At 40.7% G+C, this 21,898-nt stretch carries 20 protein-coding genes; 13 read left to right on the top strand and 7 right to left on the bottom strand.

From position 1 onward, the window contains the following. Positions 1-83: 83 nt before the first annotated feature. Together ACPUEN_RS12595 and dusB are read right to left on the bottom strand one after the other, a co-directional pair. Positions 84-995 carry a DMT family transporter gene (locus ACPUEN_RS12595; RefSeq protein ID WP_111612571.1) on the bottom strand — a complete coding sequence of 304 codons (912 nt, stop codon included), beginning with the start codon at positions 993-995 and terminating at the stop codon, positions 84-86. Between the two features lie 93 nt (positions 996-1,088). Further along, positions 1,089-2,078 (bottom strand): tRNA dihydrouridine synthase DusB, encoded by a 990-nt coding sequence (gene dusB, locus ACPUEN_RS12590; protein WP_425636268.1) that lies wholly within the window; start codon positions 2,076-2,078, stop codon positions 1,089-1,091. 37 nt (positions 2,079-2,115) lie between these two features. On the opposite strand from dusB, the gene ACPUEN_RS12585 reads away from it, so the two are divergent. The 5 genes from ACPUEN_RS12585 to ACPUEN_RS12565 all read left to right on the top strand — a co-directional run bounded on the left by ACPUEN_RS12585 (position 2,116) and on the right by ACPUEN_RS12565 (position 6,153). Continuing rightward, positions 2,116-3,057, top strand: a complete 942-nt coding sequence (locus tag ACPUEN_RS12585) for a CPBP family intramembrane glutamic endopeptidase (RefSeq protein WP_425636267.1) — start codon at positions 2,116-2,118, stop codon at positions 3,055-3,057. Further along, complete coding sequence (locus tag ACPUEN_RS12580) at positions 3,041-3,247, top strand: putative signal transducing protein (RefSeq protein ID WP_111612476.1); 207 nt, start codon at positions 3,041-3,043, stop codon at positions 3,245-3,247. The genes ACPUEN_RS12585 and ACPUEN_RS12580 overlap by 17 nt, the downstream gene beginning before the upstream one ends. Beyond that, positions 3,231-4,070 carry a phosphatidate cytidylyltransferase gene (locus ACPUEN_RS12575; RefSeq protein ID WP_111612477.1) on the top strand — a complete coding sequence of 280 codons (840 nt, stop codon included), beginning with the start codon at positions 3,231-3,233 and terminating at the stop codon, positions 4,068-4,070. The genes ACPUEN_RS12580 and ACPUEN_RS12575 overlap by 17 nt, the downstream gene beginning before the upstream one ends. 70 nt (positions 4,071-4,140) lie before the next feature. Then, on the top strand, positions 4,141-5,418 hold the full coding sequence (locus ACPUEN_RS12570) for a Glu/Leu/Phe/Val family dehydrogenase (RefSeq protein WP_425636266.1): 1,278 nt from the start codon (positions 4,141-4,143) through the stop codon (positions 5,416-5,418). A 72-nt stretch (positions 5,419-5,490) separates the two neighbouring features. After that, positions 5,491-6,153, top strand: a complete 663-nt coding sequence (locus ACPUEN_RS12565; RefSeq protein ID WP_425636265.1) for a phosphatidylserine decarboxylase family protein — start codon at positions 5,491-5,493, stop codon at positions 6,151-6,153. A 55-nt stretch (positions 6,154-6,208) separates the two neighbouring features. Here ACPUEN_RS12565 and ACPUEN_RS12560 read toward each other — a convergent pair whose 3' ends face one another. The 4 genes from ACPUEN_RS12560 to ACPUEN_RS12545 form a co-directional block, all read right to left on the bottom strand. Continuing rightward, complete coding sequence (locus ACPUEN_RS12560; protein WP_425636263.1) at positions 6,209-6,682, bottom strand: Clp protease ClpB; 474 nt, start codon at positions 6,680-6,682, stop codon at positions 6,209-6,211. 240 nt (positions 6,683-6,922) lie between these two features. Next, the gene (gene mnmD / locus ACPUEN_RS12555) at positions 6,923-7,606 is read right to left on the bottom strand and encodes a tRNA (5-methylaminomethyl-2-thiouridine)(34)-methyltransferase MnmD (RefSeq protein ID WP_425636262.1); all 684 of its coding nucleotides are present in this window, start codon (positions 7,604-7,606) and stop codon (positions 6,923-6,925) included. Next, entirely contained in the window at positions 7,603-8,085 is a 483-nt protein-coding gene (gene ispF, locus ACPUEN_RS12550; protein WP_425636261.1) for a 2-C-methyl-D-erythritol 2,4-cyclodiphosphate synthase, read from the bottom strand. Before ispF ends, mnmD begins: the two co-directional genes overlap by 4 nt. Next, positions 8,082-9,323, bottom strand: a complete 1,242-nt coding sequence (locus tag ACPUEN_RS12545; protein ID WP_425636260.1) for a M16 family metallopeptidase — start codon at positions 9,321-9,323, stop codon at positions 8,082-8,084. The genes ispF and ACPUEN_RS12545 overlap by 4 nt, the downstream gene beginning before the upstream one ends. A gap of 204 nt (positions 9,324-9,527) precedes the next feature. Between ACPUEN_RS12545 and bshC the strand changes: the two genes are divergently transcribed. The 8 genes from bshC to ACPUEN_RS12505 all read left to right on the top strand — a co-directional run bounded on the left by bshC (position 9,528) and on the right by ACPUEN_RS12505 (position 21,024). Next, positions 9,528-11,093 (top strand): bacillithiol biosynthesis cysteine-adding enzyme BshC, encoded by a 1,566-nt coding sequence (bshC, locus tag ACPUEN_RS12540; RefSeq protein ID WP_425636259.1) that lies wholly within the window; start codon positions 9,528-9,530, stop codon positions 11,091-11,093. Further along, entirely contained in the window at positions 11,083-11,655 is a 573-nt protein-coding gene (locus ACPUEN_RS12535; protein ID WP_425636258.1) for a 5-formyltetrahydrofolate cyclo-ligase, read from the top strand. The genes bshC and ACPUEN_RS12535 overlap by 11 nt, the downstream gene beginning before the upstream one ends. A gap of 22 nt (positions 11,656-11,677) precedes the next feature. Continuing rightward, positions 11,678-12,175: a hypothetical protein gene (locus ACPUEN_RS12530; protein WP_425636257.1), complete on the top strand. Its 498-nt coding sequence runs from the start codon at positions 11,678-11,680 to the stop codon at positions 12,173-12,175. 189 nt (positions 12,176-12,364) lie between these two features. After that, positions 12,365-14,029, top strand: coding sequence for a patatin-like phospholipase family protein (locus ACPUEN_RS12525; RefSeq protein WP_425636256.1), 1,665 nt, complete (start codon positions 12,365-12,367; stop codon positions 14,027-14,029). Between the two features lie 226 nt (positions 14,030-14,255). Continuing rightward, positions 14,256-17,048: a 2-oxoglutarate dehydrogenase E1 component gene (locus tag ACPUEN_RS12520; RefSeq protein ID WP_425636255.1), complete on the top strand. Its 2,793-nt coding sequence runs from the start codon at positions 14,256-14,258 to the stop codon at positions 17,046-17,048. An 87-nt stretch (positions 17,049-17,135) separates the two neighbouring features. Next, on the top strand, positions 17,136-18,665 hold the full coding sequence (odhB, locus tag ACPUEN_RS12515; protein WP_425636254.1) for a 2-oxoglutarate dehydrogenase complex dihydrolipoyllysine-residue succinyltransferase: 1,530 nt from the start codon (positions 17,136-17,138) through the stop codon (positions 18,663-18,665). Positions 18,666-18,768: 103 nt separating this feature from the next. Continuing rightward, positions 18,769-20,166, top strand: a complete 1,398-nt coding sequence (gene lpdA, locus ACPUEN_RS12510; protein ID WP_425636253.1) for a dihydrolipoyl dehydrogenase — start codon at positions 18,769-18,771, stop codon at positions 20,164-20,166. An 84-nt stretch (positions 20,167-20,250) separates the two neighbouring features. Then, positions 20,251-21,024 carry a Rossmann-like and DUF2520 domain-containing protein gene (locus ACPUEN_RS12505; protein ID WP_425636252.1) on the top strand — a complete coding sequence of 258 codons (774 nt, stop codon included), beginning with the start codon at positions 20,251-20,253 and terminating at the stop codon, positions 21,022-21,024. Here ACPUEN_RS12505 and ACPUEN_RS12500 read toward each other — a convergent pair whose 3' ends face one another. Further along, positions 21,025-21,879 (bottom strand): pirin family protein, encoded by an 855-nt coding sequence (locus ACPUEN_RS12500; RefSeq protein ID WP_425636251.1) that lies wholly within the window; start codon positions 21,877-21,879, stop codon positions 21,025-21,027. Positions 21,880-21,898 lie beyond the last annotated feature (19 nt).

The raw sequence follows: 21,898 nt of genomic DNA, 5'->3' as shown, positions 1-21,898 counted from the left end.
ATGCTATAGTTTTTATAATGCGAATTATTGGGTTTCGCCATCTGATGCCTATATCGCAAAACCACTTAGTATAAGGCGGAAATTCAGGGTTGAACTATTTTCTTTCTATTTCCGAACCAAACACCAATAATCACTGCCACAATCCCAACATAATGACCGAAAAGAAGCACTTCTCCATCAAGTACTCCCCAGAAGATTGCAACAATAGGAATCAGATAAGTCACTGAGGAAGCAAAAACAGGAGTGGCAGTCTTTACCATCACGTTGAAAATGATCAAGGCAATAGCCGTTCCCATCACTCCCAGTAATGTGATGTAACCCAAGGCAGGCAATGCACCTTCGATATTCACGACTTTATAAGAAAACTGAGTACCGGCCATTAAATAGAGTAATGCGACAGGCAAAACCATTATCAATGAAATAGCTGTGATCTCAATCGGCTTTAATTTTTGAAAGCGGTATTTGATGATATTCAGGTTAAATCCATAACAAATACAAGCTAAAATCACAAAGAAAGCATAGGCGTTGATATCAGTAAAAGCGCCGAAGCCAGAACCTTCTTTGACAGTAACCAAAATAAAAACCCCTACGAAAGCAATGGCAAGGCCTATTCCATTTCTGCGAGTGATTTTAGACTGGAAAAACAATGCACCTATCACAACCACTGCAAGAGGAGTGAGTGCATTTAAGACGCCAGTTAAGGAGCTACTGAGTTGAGTTTGTGCTTTTGCAAAAAGAAAAGCAGGGATGAAACTTCCGACAAGACCTACGATAATCAAATTTTTGATCTGAGTTTTATCAAGATTTTTGAGCCTTGGGATAGAAAGTGGTAACAAGAAAGTGGCGGCCGCGACTATTCTATAGGCTCCCACTTCTCCAGGTGAAAAAACTTCCAGGCCTCTTTTGATTAGAATAAATGAACTGCCCCAGATCAAGGATAGTAGAATTAGTAAACCCCAGTTTTTAAGGTTGCCGTCGTTGGTGGTAGTTGACATTTGAGGAAATTGAGAAGTGGTAAGGTAGGGAAGGTGGTAAAGTTGCAGTTTACCTTCCAACTTTACCTCCTTCCAACTTTTTAACTATTTCTTCTAAAAAACATGATCTGCGTAGACGTCAGAAACCTGATTCAGGATATCGCAAACATGCTCATAAGTTTCTGCAGTAACCATCTCAGCTCTATACTGTTTGAAATTTGGCATACCGCGGAAATAATTAGTGTAGTGTCTCCTCATTTCAAGAATACCAAGTTTTGGTCCTTTCCACTGTACAGAGAAATCTAAGTGTTTCTTTGCTACAGCTATTCTTTCTTCCAATCCTGGTGCAGCGAGTTTTTCTCCTGTGGCAAGGAAATGTTTGATCTCGTTGAATATCCACGGATATCCTATGGATGCTCTGCCTATCATCATTCCATCGACGTTGTATTTATTCTTGTATTCCTGTGCTTTCTCAGGAGTATCAATATCTCCATTTCCAAAGACTGGAATGTGTAAGCGTGGATTGTCTTTGACCAGATTCAAATAACTCCAATCGGCTTCGCCTTTGTACATTTGAGCTCTAGTGCGCGCATGAATGCTGATTGCTTGGATTCCTACATCTTGAAGACGCTCAGCGACTTCTACTATACGAATTGTGTTTTGGTCCCAGCCTAGTCTAGTCTTCACAGTGACGGGGATATTTACAGCTTTTACGATCTCAGCGGTCATGGAGACCATCTTGTCGATATCCAGAAGAATCCCGGCTCCAGCGCCCTTGCAGGCTACTTTGTTCACAGGACAGCCATAATTGATATCTAAAATATCTGGCTGAGCTTCTTCTACGATAGCTGCTGCTTCACGCATGGAATCAATTTCATTTCCGAAAATTTGAATCCCAATAGGCTTCTCATAATCGAAAATATCGAGCTTAGCCACACTTTTGGCGGCATCACGGATCAAGCCTTCTGAGCTGATAAATTCTGTGTACATGAGGTCTGCACCGTTCTGTTTGCAGACTGCTCTGAACGGCGGATCGCTGACATCTTCCATCGGTGCAAGCAACAATGGGAAGTCCCCTAACTCCAAGTTTCCTATCTTAACCACTTCTTATTTTAAATTTGCGCGTAAATTTACCTCAATTATGGAGATATACGAAACGGAATCAGAAATTGCCAAGAGAAAGAGTTGGCTTTTGTCCTTGATAGTCATTGTTTTAGTAGGATTAGGTGTTTTGATAGTACTACAGGTAGTGGCGCTGGCAATTGCTCCATTCCTATTTAATATCACCATGGAAGAGATAATTGGTCTTATGACTGGTGATTATTCTCCTCCAAATGGGCGGATGGCCATGTATTTTGTACAGGGATTAGGTTCTGGAATAGGATTCTGGTTAGCAGCTTATGTAGTCATGCATTTTATTGATAAAGCAGATTTGCATTGGGAAATTCAATTGCCAAGGTTTAATGCCAAAGGTGCAGGTTTGGTTTTTCTTATCGCTATAGGAGGGATGCTTTTCAATGGGCTATTGGTGTATTGGAATTCTCAACTGGTACTTCCAGAGGTTTTTTCTGACCTAGAGATTTGGATGCTGGAGATGGAAACTCAGCTGATGGAGATGACTAAATACCTCACTGATTTTCAGACAATTCCCGAGTTACTTATGGGTGTTCTGGTTATTGGGATTCTTGCAGGAATAGGTGAAGAAATGTTTTTTAGAGGTCTAATTCAGCCAAAGATGCATTTATATACAGGGAATGGACATGCTGGGGTTTGGGTGACGGCTTTTATTTTCTCAGCAATTCACCTTCAGTTTTACGGCTTTCTTCCTCGTTTATTTTTGGGAGGTATGTTTGGTTACCTTTATTATTATTCTGGAAGTCTTACGTATCCTATCTTAGCTCATATTTTAAATAATACAGTGACTGTCTTGATGGTTTACGCCTCGAATCAAGGATTGATTGATTTTGATATGGAGTCCACAGACACGGTGTCATATCCTGCTGCAATCATTGGATTATTAGTTCTTTTGGCAGGAATCTTTTACTTTAAGAAAATAAATAAGCCCAATGGAGAACTGGAATAAGGTATTTGAAAGCTCAATGCAAGTGCGAGCGGAGATTGTAAAAGGAGTCTTGGAGGAGAACCAAATTCAAGCTGTGGTATTGAACAAAAAAGAAACTATTTATCAGATTTTTGGAAACTACGAGGTACTAGTGCAGCAAAAAGATTTAATTAAGGCGAATAACCTTGTCCAGAATGAGATCACGTTTTAGTATCAATAATTACAGTAATCTAGGACAGAGGGCCATCACTGGATTGTTTGGAGCCTTGCTTATTGTGGGTGGATGTATTTATTCGGAATACACCTATTTTTTGGTTTTTGCAGGAATTCTGGGCTTTTCACAAATGGAGTTTTACAAGCTTAGTGGATTGGATGGCATGCTTCCTTTGAGAAGTTTCGGTACATTCTTAGGGCTGATGATATTCTGTCTCACCTTTTTGGTACAGCAGGAACATCTATCAGATAAGTATTTCTTTTTGATTTTTCCGATTGTCTCCATTACTTTCTTTATTAAACTTTATCGCAAAACAGACAAAAAACCTTTCACTGGTGTCGCATATACTTTTTTGGGCCTTTTCTATGTGGCGGTGCCATTTTCTCTGCTAAATCTTGCGGTATTTTCAGTAGATGCTACCTATAATTATGAGATCATTATTGGCTGCTTGTTGATTCTTTGGGCCAGCGATACAGGCGCATACTTTGCGGGAACAAAATTTGGAAAGACTAAGTTATTCGAGCGGGTTTCACCTAAGAAGTCATGGGAAGGATTTCTGGGGGGGGCATTTTCCGCAATAGGAGTAGCTTTTGCCTTGACAAGATACTTCCATGTGATCGAAGATTGGAAGTGGTTAGTAATTGCCGGAATCATAATAATTGCCGGTACGTATGGAGATCTTATAGAGTCGCTTTTCAAGCGATCAATTGAGATTAAAGATTCTGGAAAAGGACTTCCTGGGCATGGTGGATTTATGGATCGTTTTGATGGATTGTTACTTTCGGCCCCTTTTATCACAGCCTTTTTGAAAATCTTCTAATTTGAAGCCCTCTTGATTGAAAATCTGCTTAATATTACACCGCATTTGAATAACTAAATCAAACCCGAATATGGCTTACATTGAACCGGCTCCGATTAAGGATAAAGAAAATCCTTTGGAGTCAATGATGGAAAGATTCAACATTGCAGCTGAAAAGCTAGGCCTCTCCGAAGAGGTGTACAATGTCCTGAAAAATCCAGCCAAACAAGTAATCGTATCCCTACCTATCACCATGGACAATGGTAAGATTCAGGTCTTCGAGGGGATCCGAGTAATTCACTCCAACATTCTTGGCCCAGCCAAAGGCGGTATTCGCTTTGCGCCAGATGTACACATCGATGAGGTTCGTGCCTTAGCGGCTTGGATGACTTGGAAATGTGCAGTAGTGGACATTCCATACGGTGGAGGTAAAGGCGGAGTAAGATGTAATCCAAGGGAAATGTCTAAGGGTGAAATCGAGCGTCTTGTCAGAGCTTATACCATGGCAATGATCGATGTTTTCGGTCCGGATAAGGATATTCCTGCTCCGGATATGGGAACTGGTCCTCGAGAGATGGCTTGGCTGATGGATGAGTATTCCAAGGCAAAGGGTATGACGGTAAGTTCGGTTGTAACGGGGAAGCCCCTTGTGTTGGGAGGCTCTCTCGGCAGGACAGAAGCGACAGGTCGAGGTGTGATGGTAACCGCTTTGGCAGCCATGCAAAAACTTAAAATCAACCCTTTTCAAGCCACCTGTGCTGTACAAGGCTTTGGAAATGTGGGCTCTTGGGCAGCTAGATTGTTGGAAGAAAGAGGTTTGAAAATCGTAGCAATCTCAGATCATACAGGTGCTTTTTACAATGACAATGGAATCAATATTCTGGAGGCTATCGCTTACCGGGATGGGAATAACAATAATTTGGAAGGCTTCACAGGAGGTGAGAAAATGCTTGATGCTGGCGATTTGCTTACCTTGGAAGTTGATGTGTTAGTGCCTGCAGCTGTAGAAGATGTGATCACTATTCACAACGTAAACGATATTAAGGCTAAACTCATCGTTGAAGGTGCCAATGGTCCTACTTCGGCAAAGGCAGATGCGATCATCAATGAAAAAGGTATCATGGCTGTACCAGATATCCTGGCAAATGCCGGTGGTGTGACTGTTTCTTACTTCGAGTGGGTTCAAAACAGATTGGGCTACAAATGGACTGCTGACCGCGTAAATAGGCGTTCAGATCGTATTATGAAAGATTCCTTTGAAATGGTCTATCAGGCGTCTCAGAAGTACGATGTGCCGATGAGAATTGCAGCATATATTGTTGCTATCGATAAAGTAGCGAAGACTTATACATTCCGAGGAGGCTTCTAAGCCTGTTCTATCGAAAGAATATTTTATCTTTGAGGCGTGGGGATATCTCCACGCCTTTTAGTTTTAAAGAATATGACTATACACAGAGAAGGAAAAGTTTTGTTGTTTTGGTTGCTAATTGTCTTAGTGGCTGGGAATTACCTTATCATCTACTTTATGCCAGATGCCAGAGTACTTTCTAATGTTGCTGTTTTAGGCAGCATTGTATTGTACCTGATTATCCTACAATTTTTCAGAAGTCCGATTTTCAAATTGCCAACTGATGAAAGTTTGGTATATGCGCCTGTGGATGGTAAAGTCGTGGTAATCGAGGAGACTTTCGAAGATGAATATCTCAAAGAAAACCGAAGACAGATTTCGATTTTCATGTCTCCGATCAACGTGCATGTTACTAGATCTCCGATCAAAGGAATAGTTGAGTTTTTTCAATATCACCCAGGTAAATACTTGGTAGCTTGGCATCCAAAGTCAAGTACGGAAAATGAGCGTACTTCCATGGTCGTGACTCATGAGAATGGAACAAAACTTATGGTAAGACAGGTAGCAGGTGCCTTGGCACGACGAATCAAATGGTATGTGAAGCCAGGTTCCGAATTGGTCTCAGGCGGTGAATTTGGCTTTATCAAATTCGGATCCAGAGTGGATGTTTACCTTCCATTAGAGGCTGAGATATTGGTAGGATTAGACGAGAAAACCAAAGGAGGGAGAACTCCGATTGCGAGATTGAAAGCGTAACTTTTTAAGAAACCTATAAAACCAAAAAAGCTCCAAATAAGGAGCTTTTTTGGTTTTATGCCTTGATGACTTTTTTGTACACCACAAATCCAAGTCCCAACGTAATCAGAAATAAAATCAGACTGATCCATTCGAAAGTTCTTTTTTCGGAAAGCTTTTCTTCGATTTGTTTGTCTCTTTCTGCAACTGCTCTTTTTAGCGCTTGGACATCCTTTTCTTGCTTGAATGCAATGGCTTTGTAGTCTTCCCCGGTCTGAGTGGCAACGGTGGTTTCGATATCCCCAATCATTCGTAGTTCATCCATAATCAGGTTGTCCTTTGCGATAATGCGCTCCAGCCATTCATTGGTTTCGATCATGTCCTTTTTGGTCCGATTACCAAAGATTCCGGACTTTTTACTTTCTGATGCCTTCCATTGTTGGGTCAGTGCATCACGCTCTTGGACCATTTTTTCCAGCTTTGCTTTACCTGCTTCCGTGAATTGGGGTGTAAATGCATTTAGAAAAGTAAGAAGTGCTATTAGGATCATTTTTCTTCAGATATTAAAGGACTTAGTAGTAACGAATCAGGGAATAGAAAATTCACTTTGGTTCGAATATAAAGGAAAGAGAATGACGATTTATATAGAACGAATTGAAGCCCCTTCAATTTAATTTTGTGATTGAATCTTTTGAGTAATCACGATGTCCTTTTCGAAGATTTGAATTACCCATGGATAATTTACAAGGATTTCCTAATCTCTTTCTAAACAGCAATAAACTTGTTGTTTTTATCGTTTCCAGCCTCGGGTCATTTCTTTTTTGCCCGGAGGGCCAGGCAGATTTTCTACCTCAAGTCCGAGATCTTTCAAATCTCTCCTTAGCTGTCCAGATGCACAATAGGTGGTGAATATTCCACCTGGGTTCAAAGTTTCACAAACCTTACTTAGAGCCTCCTTTGACCACATTTCAGGCTGTTTGCTTGGTGCAAAAGCATCGTAAAATACTACGTCAGTTGGATAAAGAATTACATCTTCCAGTGTAGTTTTCTCCTTTTTCATGTTGAAATACTCAGACATGATGATGCCTTTGTCCCAGTCCGCTTTATGCAATCGCTGCAAATATGGCTTATAGTGAAATATGGCATCGTCCATATCACCGTAATTAAGCTGGGAATAAATATCCTCGGTTAATGGAAAGGGTTCAATACTATGATATAGGACTGGAATCTGATTTTGCTCTGCCCAAACGAGCGTTAACCAAGCATTCAAGCCTGTCCCAAAACCAACCTCAAAAATCCTCAGTGGTTTTTTCTTAGGGTTATTTATCACCCATGAATCTAGTCCATAAAGCATGAAAACATGAATAGATTCCTTGAAAGCGCCGTGAAAACTATGATAGGTTTCTTTTAGCTCTTCGTTGTAAAGAGAATGGGAACCGTCTTCAGTGGTTATGATTTTTAAGTTTCCGCTCATACCGAATAAATTAAAGCCGTGCAATATGCCGAGACTCCCTCTTGCCTACCAACAAAACCTAGTTTTTCGGTGGTAGTAGCTTTGATGGAAATGTCGTTTTCAGAGATATTCATCACCTCAGCCAGACAGATTTTCATAGTTGGTATATGTGGGTTGACCTTAGGAAGTTGCAAGCAAATCGTCGTATCTAAATTACCTACTTCGAAGCCAGCATCCCGGATTAGAAGCATCACCTCTGCAAGTAAAATTTTGCTATCAATACCTTTGAATTGTGGATCTTGATCAGAGAAATGATATCCTATGTCACGTAAGTTTGCAGCACCGAGAAGCGCATCGCAAATCACATGGATCAAAACATCTGCATCGGAATGTCCGACAGCACCTTTCTCATGTTCTAATTTGATTCCTCCCAGCCAGAAGTCATATCCTTCTTTGAGTTGATGGACATCATAGCCAAAACCTATTCTGAATTTGTTCATGCAGGTACAGATTTATAATATAAGACAGAGGAGTTTTCTTCACGAATAAGTCGGTTAGCCCACATCATAATTTCGTCTCCTTTTATTTTGGATTTATTTTCGAATTCTTGGTAATAAAGGTCTGGGTTTCCAAGCTGCGCATAATTTGCCAGATTCATAGCCCGGTTTAATACCTGAATGGATTCATAGGTTTTCATAGCTTCACCTTGATTCTTTACTTTTTGCAGCGCGTAATCTGAGATTTCTGAAGTAAGGAATTTAGAAATTACATCGTCCAATGCTTTTTCCGCTTCTTCAGCTGAAACGCCTGATTCCATTTTCCCTGAGAAAATCAGCAGTCCTGGATCTACTGATCCTAAAATATAAGCTCCAACTGCCGCAAACAACTTCCCATTTTTCACTAAGGTTTGCTCAAGCAAGGAAGACTTTCCAAAGCCAATGATGTCAGTTATTAAATCAGCTTCTAAGTATCCCGGCGATAGCTTTGCCGGCATTTTATATGCCTTGTAAAGCGCATCTGTGGGCACTGTTGCTTCCTCTGTTTTTGTCTTTTTGGTGAGCTGAGGTGCTTCGGCAGGGATTTGGTGATTTGCTTTTGAAAGATTAGGAATGGGTTCAAACCATTTTTTAGCTAACCGTTCTACTTCAGCTTGGCTAACAGCTCCAGCGACGACGAGTACAGCATTGTCAGGCCGATAATTTGCCTGATAAAATGCCCAGACATCTTCCTGGGTATAGTTGATAATATCGTCTAAGTTCTGACCTATAGTTGGCCAGCGATAAGGGTGTGTATCGAAAGCAAGGCCGCGCAAGTGGTGAAATACATCTCCATAAGGCTGATTGAGGTAGCGCTGCTTGTATTCTTCCATCACTACTTTCCGCTGAGTTTCTATCGTTTTCTCGCTGAGTGTTAATTGCAGCATACGATCAGATTCCAGCCAAAAGGCAGTTTCCAGATTGGCAGCGGGGATAGTGATGTAGTAATTAGTAATGTCAGGACTGGTGAAAGCATTGCAGGCGCCGCCGGCACGCTCTAATTCTCGGTCGAAAACAGGAACGTTCGCTGAACTTCCAAACATCAAATGCTCGAAGAAATGTGCAAGTCCGGTTTTTCCGGGCTTCTCGTTCCGGGATCCAACTTTATAAAGTAGGTTGAAAACAGCGATTTTACTGCCGTGATCCTCATGGACGATCACTTCTAATCCGTTATCTAAGAAAAATCTTGTGTAGGGTAGCATAATTGTAGCTTGCAAAGCTAAGATAATTGGCAATTCTGGCTAATTAGGAAAGCTTATTTTAAATAAACCTTCCACGGAATTCTAATGTTTAATCAGATTATGCCCCATTGGTATAAGCATTCCTCATTTTTCAGAAAAAAAAAACGAACTTTGGAATGATTGCCTAAGTTAGTTTTCCAATATAACCCTCAGCTCAACTCCCTTATGTTAAAACATTGCGTAGAACTTTACGAGACCGGACAGTTTTCACAATTTTTTTTGGATTACATCGCAGGGAAAAAAGAATTACAACCATTTTATGCTCATGCTCCCAACTTGGAGAGTTTTAAGCAAGCAATTGACCAGAAGACTTTTTCTCAAGAAAATCGCAAAATACTTGTAGCGGCGCTACAGAGTCAATATGCCAACCAAGAAGTGAGCTATGCAGTTTCAAAGAATATTGAATCATTATCATCGGCACATACTTTTACAGTCACCACAGGTCATCAGCTGAATTTATTCACAGGACCTCTTTACTTCATCTACAAAATTGTATCTACCATCAATCTTGCTAAGAAATTAGCACAAACCTATCCAAAGCATAGGTTTGTACCAGTGTATTGGATGGCCACGGAGGATCATGATTTTGATGAGATCAATTACTTCAAACTCGATGGTAAGAAATACCAGTGGAATTCTGATCAAACCGGTGCCGTCGGTGATTTTGAATTAGGTAAAGATTTTAAAGAGTTTTTGAAGACGGTATCATTCGCCCCAGATGTGTTTTTGGAGGCTTATTCTTCCTCAAAGACACTAGCAGAGGCAGTACGCAAGTATGTAAATTCACTTTTCGGGGAGGAAGGTTTGCTGATTGTAGATGGGGACGATGTGAACTTGAAGCGAGAATTCTCAGAAGTGATTCTTTCAGATTTGTTTGAGCATACTTCCTATGAGAAAGCTACCGAGGCGACAGAAAAGTTGGAAGAACTAGGATATAGTAGTCAGATTTTCCCAAGGGAAGTGAATTTCTTCTACTTAGACAAAGGTGTTCGGGAGCGAATTGAAAAGATGGATTCAGGCTTTGGTGTGGTGAACACTGAGTTACGATTCTCAGATCAGGAGATGAAGGATTTGGTAGCCAAACATCCTGAGCGATTTAGCCCGAATGTGGTGTTGCGTCCTTTATACCAAGAGATGATTTTGCCGAATTTAGCTTATTTAGGCGGCCCGGCTGAAGTGGTTTATTGGCTTCAACTGAAGGGCGTTTTTGAGCACTTTAATACTCCTTTCCCTGTCTTATTGCCTCGTAATTTTGCCTTACTTCTAAACACGAAAGTGCAGCGTAAAATGGAGCAGTTGAATTGGGGTGTCGAGGATCTTTTTGTAGATGTGGAGCATTGGAAAAAGACTTTTGTGAAAGCGGAGGCTAGCATGGATATAGAGCTCACCAAGCAAAAGGAGGTTATCGCTACGCTGTTTGATTTGAAGGGAAAAGAAGCTGCGCATTTGGAGAAAAGCCTTGAGAATGCTTTTGCAGCTGGAAAGGTCCGCTCTTTGAAGATCATGGATCAAATGGCGAGAAAACTTCGTAAAGCTGAGGAACGAAGATTGCACACACAAATAGAACGTGCCAGTTGCATTCAAGAACTTGTAAAGCCAGGGGGAAGTCCACAGGAGCGTGTTGTAAATATGATGCAGTTTTATTTAGGCAATCCAGATTTGATTACTGAGCTATTGGATTGTTTTGACCCATTGGATTTTAGAATGATGGTATTGTCAGATGAGTCCTGATAAACATCAACTTAGGGTTTTTTACAAGAAGTTGCGAGCAGCTATGTCCGCTGACGAACGAGAACAAAAGTCTATTCAGATCTCTCAGAATGTGATTGATTTTTTGAGTGAAAGGAAAGGTCTCACGTATTTTCACTTATTTTTTCCTATCTCAAAGCAGCTAGAGATAAATACTTATCCTATTAAGGACTACCTAGAAGAAATTGGTGGAAAGATCTATACTTCAAAAGTTGATTCTGAATCTTTGGAATTGAAGACTTTACTTTTGAGGCCTAAGACAAAATTTCAGTTGGATAGTTGGGGGATTCCTATTCCTGAGGAGTATGAGATAACTTCGAATGAGTTGATTCAGGTGGTTTTTGTGCCTTTACTCGCTTATGATCAAAAAGGAAATAGAATTGGCTTTGGGAAAGGATTTTATGATGTTTTTTTAGCTAGCCTTGACTCGTCTGTTATCAAAGTAGGATTGAGTTTTTTTCCTCCTGAGTTAAGGATTTCTCCCGAAATTCATGATATCCCACTTGATTATTGCATTACCCCAGAAAATATTATTACTTTTTAACCTTGAATTAACAGGCCATTATATGCGATTTACTCTACTCGTCCTTTTTGTCACAGTATCCATACTTTTTTCATTGGTGAATGAATCCAGCGCACAGATTGCGGATTACAATACGATGATAGGAGTAGTAGGGGGAACTAACATTGGTGGGACTGTAAAACAATTTATCTCTTATAATGGCGCTGTTGACCTGCTCGTTTACAGAAGGTGGAAAGGCTGGGTGGCAGCCGCTCTATATGAACACCATATGGATATTAGGGAATTCAGAGGTTTGGAATGGTATTTTGGGGGCGGGGCTCATTACGGAATTTGGAAAGATGGAAAAGGGGAGCCGCCTTGGGTTTATAAGATTGACCAGGATTATAATGTTTATGGAGTAGATGCAATTACAGGTGTAGAATATAATATCAATAGGAGTAATTTTTTTGTTGGGCTTTATTGGAAGCCTGCCTATAATTTCAATGAATACACAAAGTTTTGGGAAGATGAAGTTGCTTTTACGCTGAGGTATTCATTGTAGCTTAAGGTGACTTTCGGTAAACTGACAGCATTATAAGGCGAGTTTTTAATTCAGTATTGTGAAAATGTTATTTGATATTAGCAGTGTCTATTTAGGCGCTGCTTTTTTATTGCTTATATTTTATATCACTCTTTATCGGTATATTAAAATTTAATTTTTAATTAAGTCTCTTTTTATAACTACACTTTTATGGCGCAATCAGATGATGTTTCGCAACCTTTAACACCTCTGAAATCAATCGGAGTATGTTTCAGTGGCGGTGGATACCGAGCAACCGCATTTAGCTTAGGGGTTCTGGATTACCTGAATAGAATAAAGTTTGAAGGTAAGCCTCTTCTTGAAAACGTAATTGCTCTAAGCTCGGTAAGTGGGGGTACAATCACAGCTGGGCTGTTTGCAGCCAGTAATGCAAAAGGTGATTCCTTTGATACTTTTTACTCAAAACTCTATACTTTTTTGAAAGAGGATAAGCTGGTAGATGAGGCAACGGCAAAGTTCATGGATGATGAATTTTGGAAGACCACCACTCGGAGTCGTTCAGTTATTAACGGCTTTGCGCTCACTTACTATGAGAAGTTAGTCGCTGAAAGCTTTGAGGATTTGAAGCCGGAGAAAATACAAGGTCACCTAAAATATGTCTGCTTCAATGCCACCGAGTTTTCTTATGGGTTAACTTTTAGATTTCAAAACGTCAATAAATTTGGGAATTATGAATTGAAATGTGACCAGATTCAGGCGGTTTTGAATGACATACGTATTGCCGATGCAATTGCATCCTCTTCCTGTTTTCCTGTTGGTTTTTCCCCAATGATATTCCCTAATGATTATGTAGAAGATCATGAAAGACAAGAATATATTGACTTGATCACGGTCCCCAAATTTGCTAAGGGAGTAGGTGTCATGGATGGAGGAATTGTGGATAATCAAGGAATTGGCAGTATGGTGAATTTTGATAAAAGTTCTCGGGATGGCTTTCCTTTAGATCTACTAATTGTCAATGATGTGGATGGCTTTGTCATGCCTCCTTGGAACCCTTATGAAGGTTCCGATTCCAGCAATGGTAAAGAATCGTTTTCCTCCTATGTTACCGGGTGGCTAGGGCATCTTCAAATGAAACCTATTTATTGGATTGGTCTGTTGATAGGGGTATTTGGGTTAATCTTCTCTAGTGTTTTAGACGTGTTTTTTGAGAAAACCTGGATTTTGCTTTATGGGATTTCAAGTGGCTTGATTGGCGTATTTGGCTTATTGACCGGTTTGGGTTTTTTAGGTGATTATTTAGTGAAAAAAGCTAAAAAGGAGGTTCAAAGTACGATTAAAAATGTCTTGCCCTCTGCTCTGCTGGATGACGTAGAAAAGTTCGCTGATTTGGAAGTGAACCAGGTAAAGAAAATGATAATTAACAGGTGGACTTCTGCCTTACTGATGATCAATGAAATATTCCTGAGACAAATAAGAAGGTTGAATTTTGACTTGCTGTATACCTCCCCGAAGTTTGCTAATCGCCGAATAACCTCCACAGTGTACCAATTGAATGGGAAGCAAAATACTATCAGTGATGAAAAGCAAAAGGAAAAAGCGGATGATATCACTATTTCCAGAAGAATTAAAGAGTCAGCACTTATCGCTTCTCAGATGCCAACCACGCTTTGGTGGGATAGTGAAGACTTAAAAGTACATCGTCAAGATAACCTTATTGCATGTGGACAGTTTACTACTTGTTACAATCTGATCAAGTACATACAGAAACTGCCTTTAGAATATCAAACTGATCAGGTCAAGAATCTCCATAAGGCACTTTTGGAAGATTGGAAACAATTTAAAACCGATCCTTTGGCTTTTGTTGGAAAGTAATTTCATGAATTTGTCTGCGTCCAACATTGAAGTTTTTTCCTTCCAAGTTGAGTTGATCAACTTCTTTTAATAAAGAAATTGGGAGTATTACTTCTAAAATCTACGGTTTCGCTGTTATATGCCAAATAAATCTGTAAGAGTAAACTATATATTCGCAAAGGCAAATAAGCAATTTTTTATTATAGATTTAAGACCTTAGCTTTGAACTCTTCTTGAATAATTAACAATGGATAAGTTTTCTTATATCGCTAATGCTCATGTGTCTTATATCGATGAGCTTTACTCTTCTTACAAGAGTGACCCAGAATCAATCGACCCAAGCTGGAAAGAGTTTTTTGATGGCTTTGACTTTGCGCTGACAAACTACAGTGACGAAGACAATCCTCCTTCATCGAATGGAAAAGCTGCTGCCCCTGCAAAAAATGGCGCACTTGCGACACCAGGTACCATCATGGACATGGAGCAGCTGCCTAAAGAAATCAAGGTAAGAGCGTTGATACACGCTTATCGCTCTAGAGCTCACTTGAGATCAAAGACCAACCCAGTAAGAGAGCGACGTGATAGAAAAGCGTTGATTGATCCGCAGGACTTCGGTTTGGGTCAAGAAGATATGAATACTGAATTCCAAGCTGGAAACGAGATTGGAATTGGTACTGCGAAATTTTCCAAAATTTTAGATTCTCTGAAATCCATTTACGAAGGTTCAGTAGGCTTTGAATACTTATATATCCGTGATCCTGAGATGCTGGATTGGTTTAAAACTAAGGTGGAAAAAGATGCTTTAGCATTTAACCCAACTCATGAGGAGAAAAAGAGAATTCTTTCCAAGCTTAACCAAGCGGTAGTTTTTGAAAACTTTTTACATACCAAATACCTTGGACAAAAGCGTTTTTCGCTGGAAGGTGGAGAAAGCACAATCCCATTCTTGGATGCCGTTATAAATACCTCCTCTCAGTTAGGAGTTAAAGAAGTAATGATCGGTATGGCTCACCGTGGCCGTCTGAATGTTTTGGCTAACATTATGGGCAAAACCTATGAACAGATTTTCTCTGAATTTGAAGGAACTGCAAAGCCGGATTTAACTATGGGTGATGGTGATGTGAAATATCACATGGGCTATTCAAGCGATATAGTGACTCCAAATGAAAATAAAGTCCACTTGAAGCTTGCTCCAAACCCATCACATCTTGAAGCGGTAGATCCAGTGGTAGAAGGATTCTTGAGAGCGAAAATTGACTCTGAGTACAAAGGAGATAAGACCAAGGCTCTTCCAATTTTAATTCATGGGGATGCCGCTGTTGCTGGACAGGGGATCGTATATGAGGTTACTCAGATGGCAGACCTGAAAGGATATAATACAGGAGGGACAATTCACTTTGTGATTAACAACCAGGTAGGTTTTACGACTGATTTTGACGATGCCAGATCCTCCATCTATTGTACAGATGTAGCTAAAATCATTGATGCACCAGTAATCCACGTGAATGGTGATAATGCTGAGTCAGTGGTGTTTGCCGCAAAACTTGCTGCAGAATTCAGACAGAAGTTCAGCCGAGATATTTTTGTCGATATGGTCTGCTACAGACGTCATGGACACAACGAATCTGACGAACCAAAATTCACTCAACCAGAATTATATAACATTATCTCTAAGCACCCAAATCCTAGGGAAATCTACGTGAAGCGTCTAGCAGAACGTGGTGATATGGAAGCGAAATTGGCTTCGCAGATGGATGAGGAGTTTAGACAACTTCTTCAAGACCGATTAAACTTGGTGAAAGAAAAGCCACTCCCTTATCAGGCAACTCGCTTTGAAAATGAATGGAGTACCTTGAGAAGATCCAAGCCAGAAGATTTTGATCAATCTCCACAGACCGGAGTAACTCAGGAGCAAATAGAAAAAGTAGCTGAAGCGCTGACAGTAATTCCAAAAGGATTTAAACCGCTAAAACAGATTGAAGCGCAGTTGAAGCAGCGTAAAGACATGTTCTTCCAGTCTAAATCATTGAACTGGGCAGCTGCAGAATTACTGGCTTACGGATCCTTGACCTTGGAAGGAAAGACAGTTCGACTGACTGGACAAGATGTGCAAAGAGGAACCTTCTCTCATCGTCACGCTGTGCTTCATGATGCCAATACCAACAAGGCTTACAACTCTCTTAAGGAGATGAAGGATAGAAAAGGTGAATTCTACATCTACAATTCTCTTCTTTCTGAGTATGCAGTGTTAGGTTTTGAATATGGCTATGCCATGGCAAACCCAAATTCTTTGACAATCTGGGAAGCTCAATTTGGTGATTTTGCCAACGGAGCTCAGACTATGATTGACCAGTTTATTACTTCGGGTGAATCAAAATGGCAGAAAATGAATGGCTTGGTGATGCTACTTCCTCACGGCTATGAAGGACAGGGACCAGAGCACTCCAATGCGCGTCCTGAGAGATTCCTTCAACTAGCAGCTGAATACAATACCGTTGTGGCAAACGTAACTGAGCCGTCAAACTTCTTCCACTTATTGAGAAGACAGTTGGCGTGGGAATTCAGAAAGCCTTGTATCGTGATGTCACCAAAGTCATTGCTTAGACATCCTAAAGTGGTTTCACCACTTTCCGAATTTACCGAAGGTACATTTAGAGAAGTGCTTCCAGATACTACTGTAAATGCCAAAGACGTGAAGAGAGTGGTGCTTTGCTCCGGTAAGATTTACTATGATTTGGAAGAAGCTCGCGAGAAAGAGAAAGTGAAAGATGTAGCTATCGTGAGAATCGAGCAACTCCATCCACTTCCAAAGAAACAAATGCAAGATGTTCTTTCTGGCTATCCTAAAGCTGAAGTCGTGTGGGTTCAGGAAGAACCTTCTAACATGGGGTATTGGAATTATATCTTAAGATTACTTTATAAAGAAATCCCAATGGACGTAATCGCAAGAAAAGCAAGTGCTTCACCGGCTACTGGATACAATAAAGTACACGTAGAAGAGCAGAAAAACATTATTGCTCAGGCACTTAAATTAAAATAATTACAGCTCTTTTTATAAAGACATCCAAAATAATCGTATCATTTTGTTCCTCTCTTTTTGACTACAAAAGAGAAAAAAGAAAAACTTATGAGCAAAGAAATTAAAGTCCCAGCGGTAGGAGAGTCCATCACGGAAGTAACTATCGGTCAATGGTTTAAAAAAGATGGGGAAGAAGTTCAGATGGACGAAGTCCTATGCGAGCTGGAATCTGATAAAGCCACTTTTGAATTGCCGGCAGAAGCTGCGGGTGTGCTTAGAATCAAAGCCCAAGAAGGTGATGTACTGGAAATCGGAGCTGTGATCTGTGAAATTGACGAAACTGGAACTCCAGGTAAATCAGAATCAGCAGCTGAGGCTGCACCGAAAGCTGAAGAGAAATCTTCGGGAGCAAAAGGTACCGGAGAAGTGAAAGATATGGTAGTGCCTACTGTAGGTGAGTCTATCACGGAAGTTACCTTGGCTAATTGGCTGAAAGGTGACGGGGATTATGTGAAGTTGGATGAAATCATCGCTGAGGTAGATTCTGATAAAGCTACTTTTGAATTGCCAGCCGAGGCATCAGGAATTCTTCGCCATGTGGCACAAGAAGGTGATGTGCTTGAGATTGGCGGAATGATCTGTAAAATCGAAGTGACGGAAGGCGAGCCTCCTGCTGCAGCATCTTCAGATTCTTCTTCAACTCCTTCATCAGCATCCGCTGACTCAGGAAATACAAACTATGCCACAGGACATGCATCACCAGCTGCTTCCAAGATCCTGGCAGAAAAAGGAGTTTCTCCTGAGTCCGTAAAAGGAACTGGAAAAGATGGTAGAATTACCAAAGAAGATGCTCAATCTGCTCAAAAATCAGCTCCTGCTCCTGCAAAAGCTGAAAGCAAACCAGCCGCGGCTTCTGCTCCTGCGCCAGTTCCTGGTTCAAGAGATGAGCGTAGAGAGAAAATGTCTTCTTTGAGAAAAACGGTTGCTAAGCGTTTGGTTTCTGTGAAAAATGAGACGGCCATGTTAACCACCTTCAATGAGGTGAACATGAAGCCAATCATGGATTTGAGATCCAAATTTAAAGAGCAATTCAAAGAAAAGCATGGGGTAGGACTTGGATTTATGTCTTTCTTTACCAAAGCTGTTTGCGTAGCCCTACAAGAATGGCCTGCAGTAAATGCTAAGATTGACGGAAATGAGATGGTCTTCAACGACTATTGTGATATTTCTATTGCCGTTTCTGCTCCAAAGGGACTAGTAGTTCCAGTAATCAGAAATGCTGAAACACTTAGCTTTGATCAGATAGAAAAAGAAGTGGTAAGACTCGCTGGCAAGGCTAGAGACAATAAACTCTCTATAGAGGAAATGACTGGAGGTACCTTCACGTTGACTAACGGAGGAATATTCGGTTCCATGATGTCTACTCCTATCATTAATGCACCTCAGTCCGCTATTTTAGGAATGCACAACATTGTGCAGCGCCCAATGGCAGTGAACGGTGAAGTTGTCATACTTCCAATGATGTACTTGGCACTTTCGTATGATCATAGAATCATCGATGGACGTGAGTCAGTAAGCTTCCTTGTTCGGGTAAAAGAATTGCTTGAAGATCCAACAAGATTGTTGTTTGGAGTATAAGGATTTACGATTTCTGATATACGATTTACGATGGGCTGAGGAACTTCAGCCCTCATTTTAAACAGTCTTGGCTCTTGGTTCTAGACTCTAAAATCTAAAAAAAATGTACGACGTAATAGTTATAGGTTCTGGTCCGGGTGGATATGTTGCAGCGATTCGTTGTGCGCAACTTGGACTGAAAACCGCCATTGTTGAAAAATACCCAAGGCTAGGAGGGACTTGCCTGAACGTGGGTTGTATCCCATCCAAAGCTTTGTTGGATTCCTCTGAGCACTACCATAATGCTGCTCATACTTTCGAAACTCATGGAATTAAGTTGAGTAATTTGAAAGTTGATTTGAAGCAAATGATCGCACGTAAGGAAGACGTGGTAAAGCAGAATACAGATGGAATTAACTATCTGATGAAAAAGAATAAGATCGAAGTTCATCAAGGAGTTGGCACTTTCGTAGATAAAACTACCGTGAAGGTGACTAAAGACGATGGAACCACATCTGATATTCAGGGCAAGAATATCATCATTGCAACTGGATCAAAGCCATCTACTTTGCCTTTCATCAAGATTGATAAGGACAGAGTAATCACCTCTACTGAAACGTTGAATTTGAAAGAAATTCCAAAGCACCTTGTAGTCATTGGAGGTGGAGTTATTGGCTTGGAACTTGGATCTGTATACGGTAGAATGGGCTCGAAAGTATCCGTGATCGAGTACATGGATTCACTGATTCCTACCATGGATCGTACCATGGGAAAAGAACTTCAGAAGTCTTTGAAGAAAATCGGTTTTGAGTTTTTCCTAAAGCATAAAGTAACAGCTGTAGAAAGCAAAGGCAAAGAAGTTACTGTAAAAGCAGAGAACTCAAAAGGTGAAACAGTAGAGGTGAAAGGTGATTATGTCTTAGTTTCTATTGGCCGAAGACCTTATACAGATGGCTTGAATGCGGAAGCAGCAGGTGTGAAAATTACGGACAGAGGTCAAGTAGAAGTAAATGATCACTTGCAGACTAATGTGCCAAATATCTATGCAATCGGTGATGTGGTGAAAGGCGCAATGCTTGCACACAAGGCTGAGGAAGAAGGAGTATTTGTGGCAGAAACGATCTTGGGACAGAAGCCACATATCAATTACAACCTGATTCCTGGTGTAGTATACACTTGGCCGGAAGTGGCTGCTGTAGGATATACCGAAGAGCAATTGAAGGAAAAAGGTATCAAATATAAAACTGGGAAATTCCCTTTCATGGCTTCTGGCCGTGCGAGAGCTTCCATGGATACCGATGGTTTGGTGAAAGTCTTGGCAGATGCTGAGACTGACGAGATCCTAGGTGTTCACATGATCGGTCCAAGAACGGCTGATATGATTGCTGAAGCGGTTGTTGCGATGGAATACAGAGCATCTGCTGAGGATATCGCTAGAATGTCTCATGCTCACCCGACTTATACAGAGGCTTTCAAAGAAGCTTGTTTGGCCGCTACTGATAATAGAGCGCTGCATATTTAAGTTTGAAAATATAGAATTAAAATGAGCCATTTGAAGAGATTCGAATGGCTTTTTCTTTGGTCGAATTTTTGGTTTAATTAGCGTATGAAGTTTAAAATTGCCCTAATTGGTGCTGGAAATGTCGCTTGGCATTTAGCGCCAGCTTTAGAAGACGCAGGTCACATCATCACAGAAGTCTATGCGCGCACCATGAAAAGTGCAGAGACTATTACAGATCGGGTCTATGCAGGAGAAGCTAAAGATGACTTTGATTTTTCGGCGAGTGACGCAGAGATTTTTATTTTGGCAGTTAAAGATTCTGCTATAATGGAAGTAGCAGACCAGATTATTTTGCCAGAGGATTCTATTCTTGTACATACTTCAGGATCCGTAGGGTTGGATATGTTGAATTATAGCTCAGCCAGCTACACGGGTATATTTTATCCTTTGCAATCATTTACCAAGGGAAGAAAAATTGAATTTGATGAAGTGCCTTTTTTGCTAGAATCTGATGATGAGGAGACATTACAAAAGCTCAAAAAATTAGCAAAAAGTCTGTCTCCACTGATCTATACTGTACGATCAAAAGATAGAAAAGCAATGCATATCGCAGCAGTATTTGCCAGCAACTTCTCCAATCACATGATTAGAATTGCTGAGGAAGTGATGCACAGGCAAGGATTGGATTTTGACATGCTCAAGCCGCTGATTATTGAGACTATTTCCAAAAGTCTTCAACTAGGAGCCAAGGCAGCGCAAACAGGTCCGGCTATCCGGGAGGATTATGAAACCCTGGAAGATCATCATCGTTTTTTGAATTACAACGAATCTATCGCTGAAATCTACCGACTTATCTCCCAGGATATTATAGATAGTTAATTAGTGGGTCCAAGTACCAAACTTCCCTGCTTGATAATCATCGTAAGCTTCTTGGATTTGTTGCTGTGTGTTCATTACAAATGGACCTTGTGCGACCATTGGTTCATTGAAAGGTGCTGCATGACCTAGAATCAGAATAGCATCCTCGGTAGCTTCTACTGAGATTGATCCATCCTGATTTTCAAATTCTACCAAGTTTCTGAAATTGACTTCTTCGCCATTTACAATGAGTGAACCTCGCACGATGTAGAAGAAAATGTTTTCTTTAGCAGAAATTGCCTTCTCGAATTTCCCTCCTTTTTCTAAGTAAATCGTACTCATCGTAATTGGAAAATTGCCTTCAAAAGCGCCACCATTTCCATCCCATTCTCCGAAAAGCTGCTGAACTTTTATTTTGCCATTATCCAAGGTGAAACTTGGAATTTCCTTTTCCTGCAAGCCTACATAGCTCGGCTTCATCATTTTTTTATCTGCCGGGAGATTTAACCAAAGTTGAAGGATTTCTAAATCCCCTCCGTTTTTCTTAAAATCTGAACTACTCACCTCCGAGTGAATCAAGCCACTCCCAGCACTCATGTACTGAACTCCTCCTGGACCAATGACCGATTCATGACCAGATGAATCCAAGTGCATGATATCTCCTGCGGTAATGAAGGTGACTGTTTCCATACCTCTATGTGGATGCGGACCAAAAGGCAACCCTTGATTATGGGCAGGATAGGTTTGGAAACCGTGATGGTTTAGGAAAATGAAAGGGTCCAGTTGCTGGAGCTGCTGAGTAGGCATTGGGCTATAAGTCTCCAAATCTGCAATAGGTCTATATTCTGCTTTGTGTATTTTTTTAATTGCTCTCATGATTTTTCCAATTGATGTA

Source organism: Algoriphagus yeomjeoni (genome assembly GCF_049821175.1).
GTDB lineage: Bacteria > Bacteroidota > Bacteroidia > Cytophagales > Cyclobacteriaceae > Algoriphagus > Algoriphagus yeomjeoni_A.
Note: the sequence above shows the minus strand (reverse complement) of the source record. Positions and strands in the feature narration are given on the sequence as shown.

Coding starts and splice junctions, on each gene's coding strand:
- ACPUEN_RS12595 (WP_111612571.1), bottom strand. CDS start 995: ATGTCAACTACCACCAACGACGGCAACCTTAAAAACTGGGGTTTACTA.
- ACPUEN_RS12585 (WP_425636267.1), top strand. CDS start 2,116: ATGGAGATATACGAAACGGAATCAGAAATTGCCAAGAGAAAGAGTTGG.
- ACPUEN_RS12580 (WP_111612476.1), top strand. CDS start 3,041: ATGGAGAACTGGAATAAGGTATTTGAAAGCTCAATGCAAGTGCGAGCG.
- ACPUEN_RS12575 (WP_111612477.1), top strand. CDS start 3,231: ATGAGATCACGTTTTAGTATCAATAATTACAGTAATCTAGGACAGAGG.
- ACPUEN_RS12570 (WP_425636266.1), top strand. CDS start 4,141: ATGGCTTACATTGAACCGGCTCCGATTAAGGATAAAGAAAATCCTTTG.
- ACPUEN_RS12565 (WP_425636265.1), top strand. CDS start 5,491: ATGACTATACACAGAGAAGGAAAAGTTTTGTTGTTTTGGTTGCTAATT.
- ACPUEN_RS12560 (WP_425636263.1), bottom strand. CDS start 6,682: ATGATCCTAATAGCACTTCTTACTTTTCTAAATGCATTTACACCCCAA.
- mnmD (WP_425636262.1), bottom strand. CDS start 7,606: ATGAGCGGAAACTTAAAAATCATAACCACTGAAGACGGTTCCCATTCT.
- ispF (WP_425636261.1), bottom strand. CDS start 8,085: ATGAACAAATTCAGAATAGGTTTTGGCTATGATGTCCATCAACTCAAA.
- ACPUEN_RS12545 (WP_425636260.1), bottom strand. CDS start 9,323: ATGCTACCCTACACAAGATTTTTCTTAGATAACGGATTAGAAGTGATC.
- bshC (WP_425636259.1), top strand. CDS start 9,528: ATGTTAAAACATTGCGTAGAACTTTACGAGACCGGACAGTTTTCACAA.
- ACPUEN_RS12535 (WP_425636258.1), top strand. CDS start 11,083: ATGAGTCCTGATAAACATCAACTTAGGGTTTTTTACAAGAAGTTGCGA.
- ACPUEN_RS12530 (WP_425636257.1), top strand. CDS start 11,678: ATGCGATTTACTCTACTCGTCCTTTTTGTCACAGTATCCATACTTTTT.
- ACPUEN_RS12525 (WP_425636256.1), top strand. CDS start 12,365: ATGGCGCAATCAGATGATGTTTCGCAACCTTTAACACCTCTGAAATCA.
- ACPUEN_RS12520 (WP_425636255.1), top strand. CDS start 14,256: ATGGATAAGTTTTCTTATATCGCTAATGCTCATGTGTCTTATATCGAT.
- odhB (WP_425636254.1), top strand. CDS start 17,136: ATGAGCAAAGAAATTAAAGTCCCAGCGGTAGGAGAGTCCATCACGGAA.
- lpdA (WP_425636253.1), top strand. CDS start 18,769: ATGTACGACGTAATAGTTATAGGTTCTGGTCCGGGTGGATATGTTGCA.
- ACPUEN_RS12505 (WP_425636252.1), top strand. CDS start 20,251: ATGAAGTTTAAAATTGCCCTAATTGGTGCTGGAAATGTCGCTTGGCAT.
- ACPUEN_RS12500 (WP_425636251.1), bottom strand. CDS start 21,879: ATGAGAGCAATTAAAAAAATACACAAAGCAGAATATAGACCTATTGCA.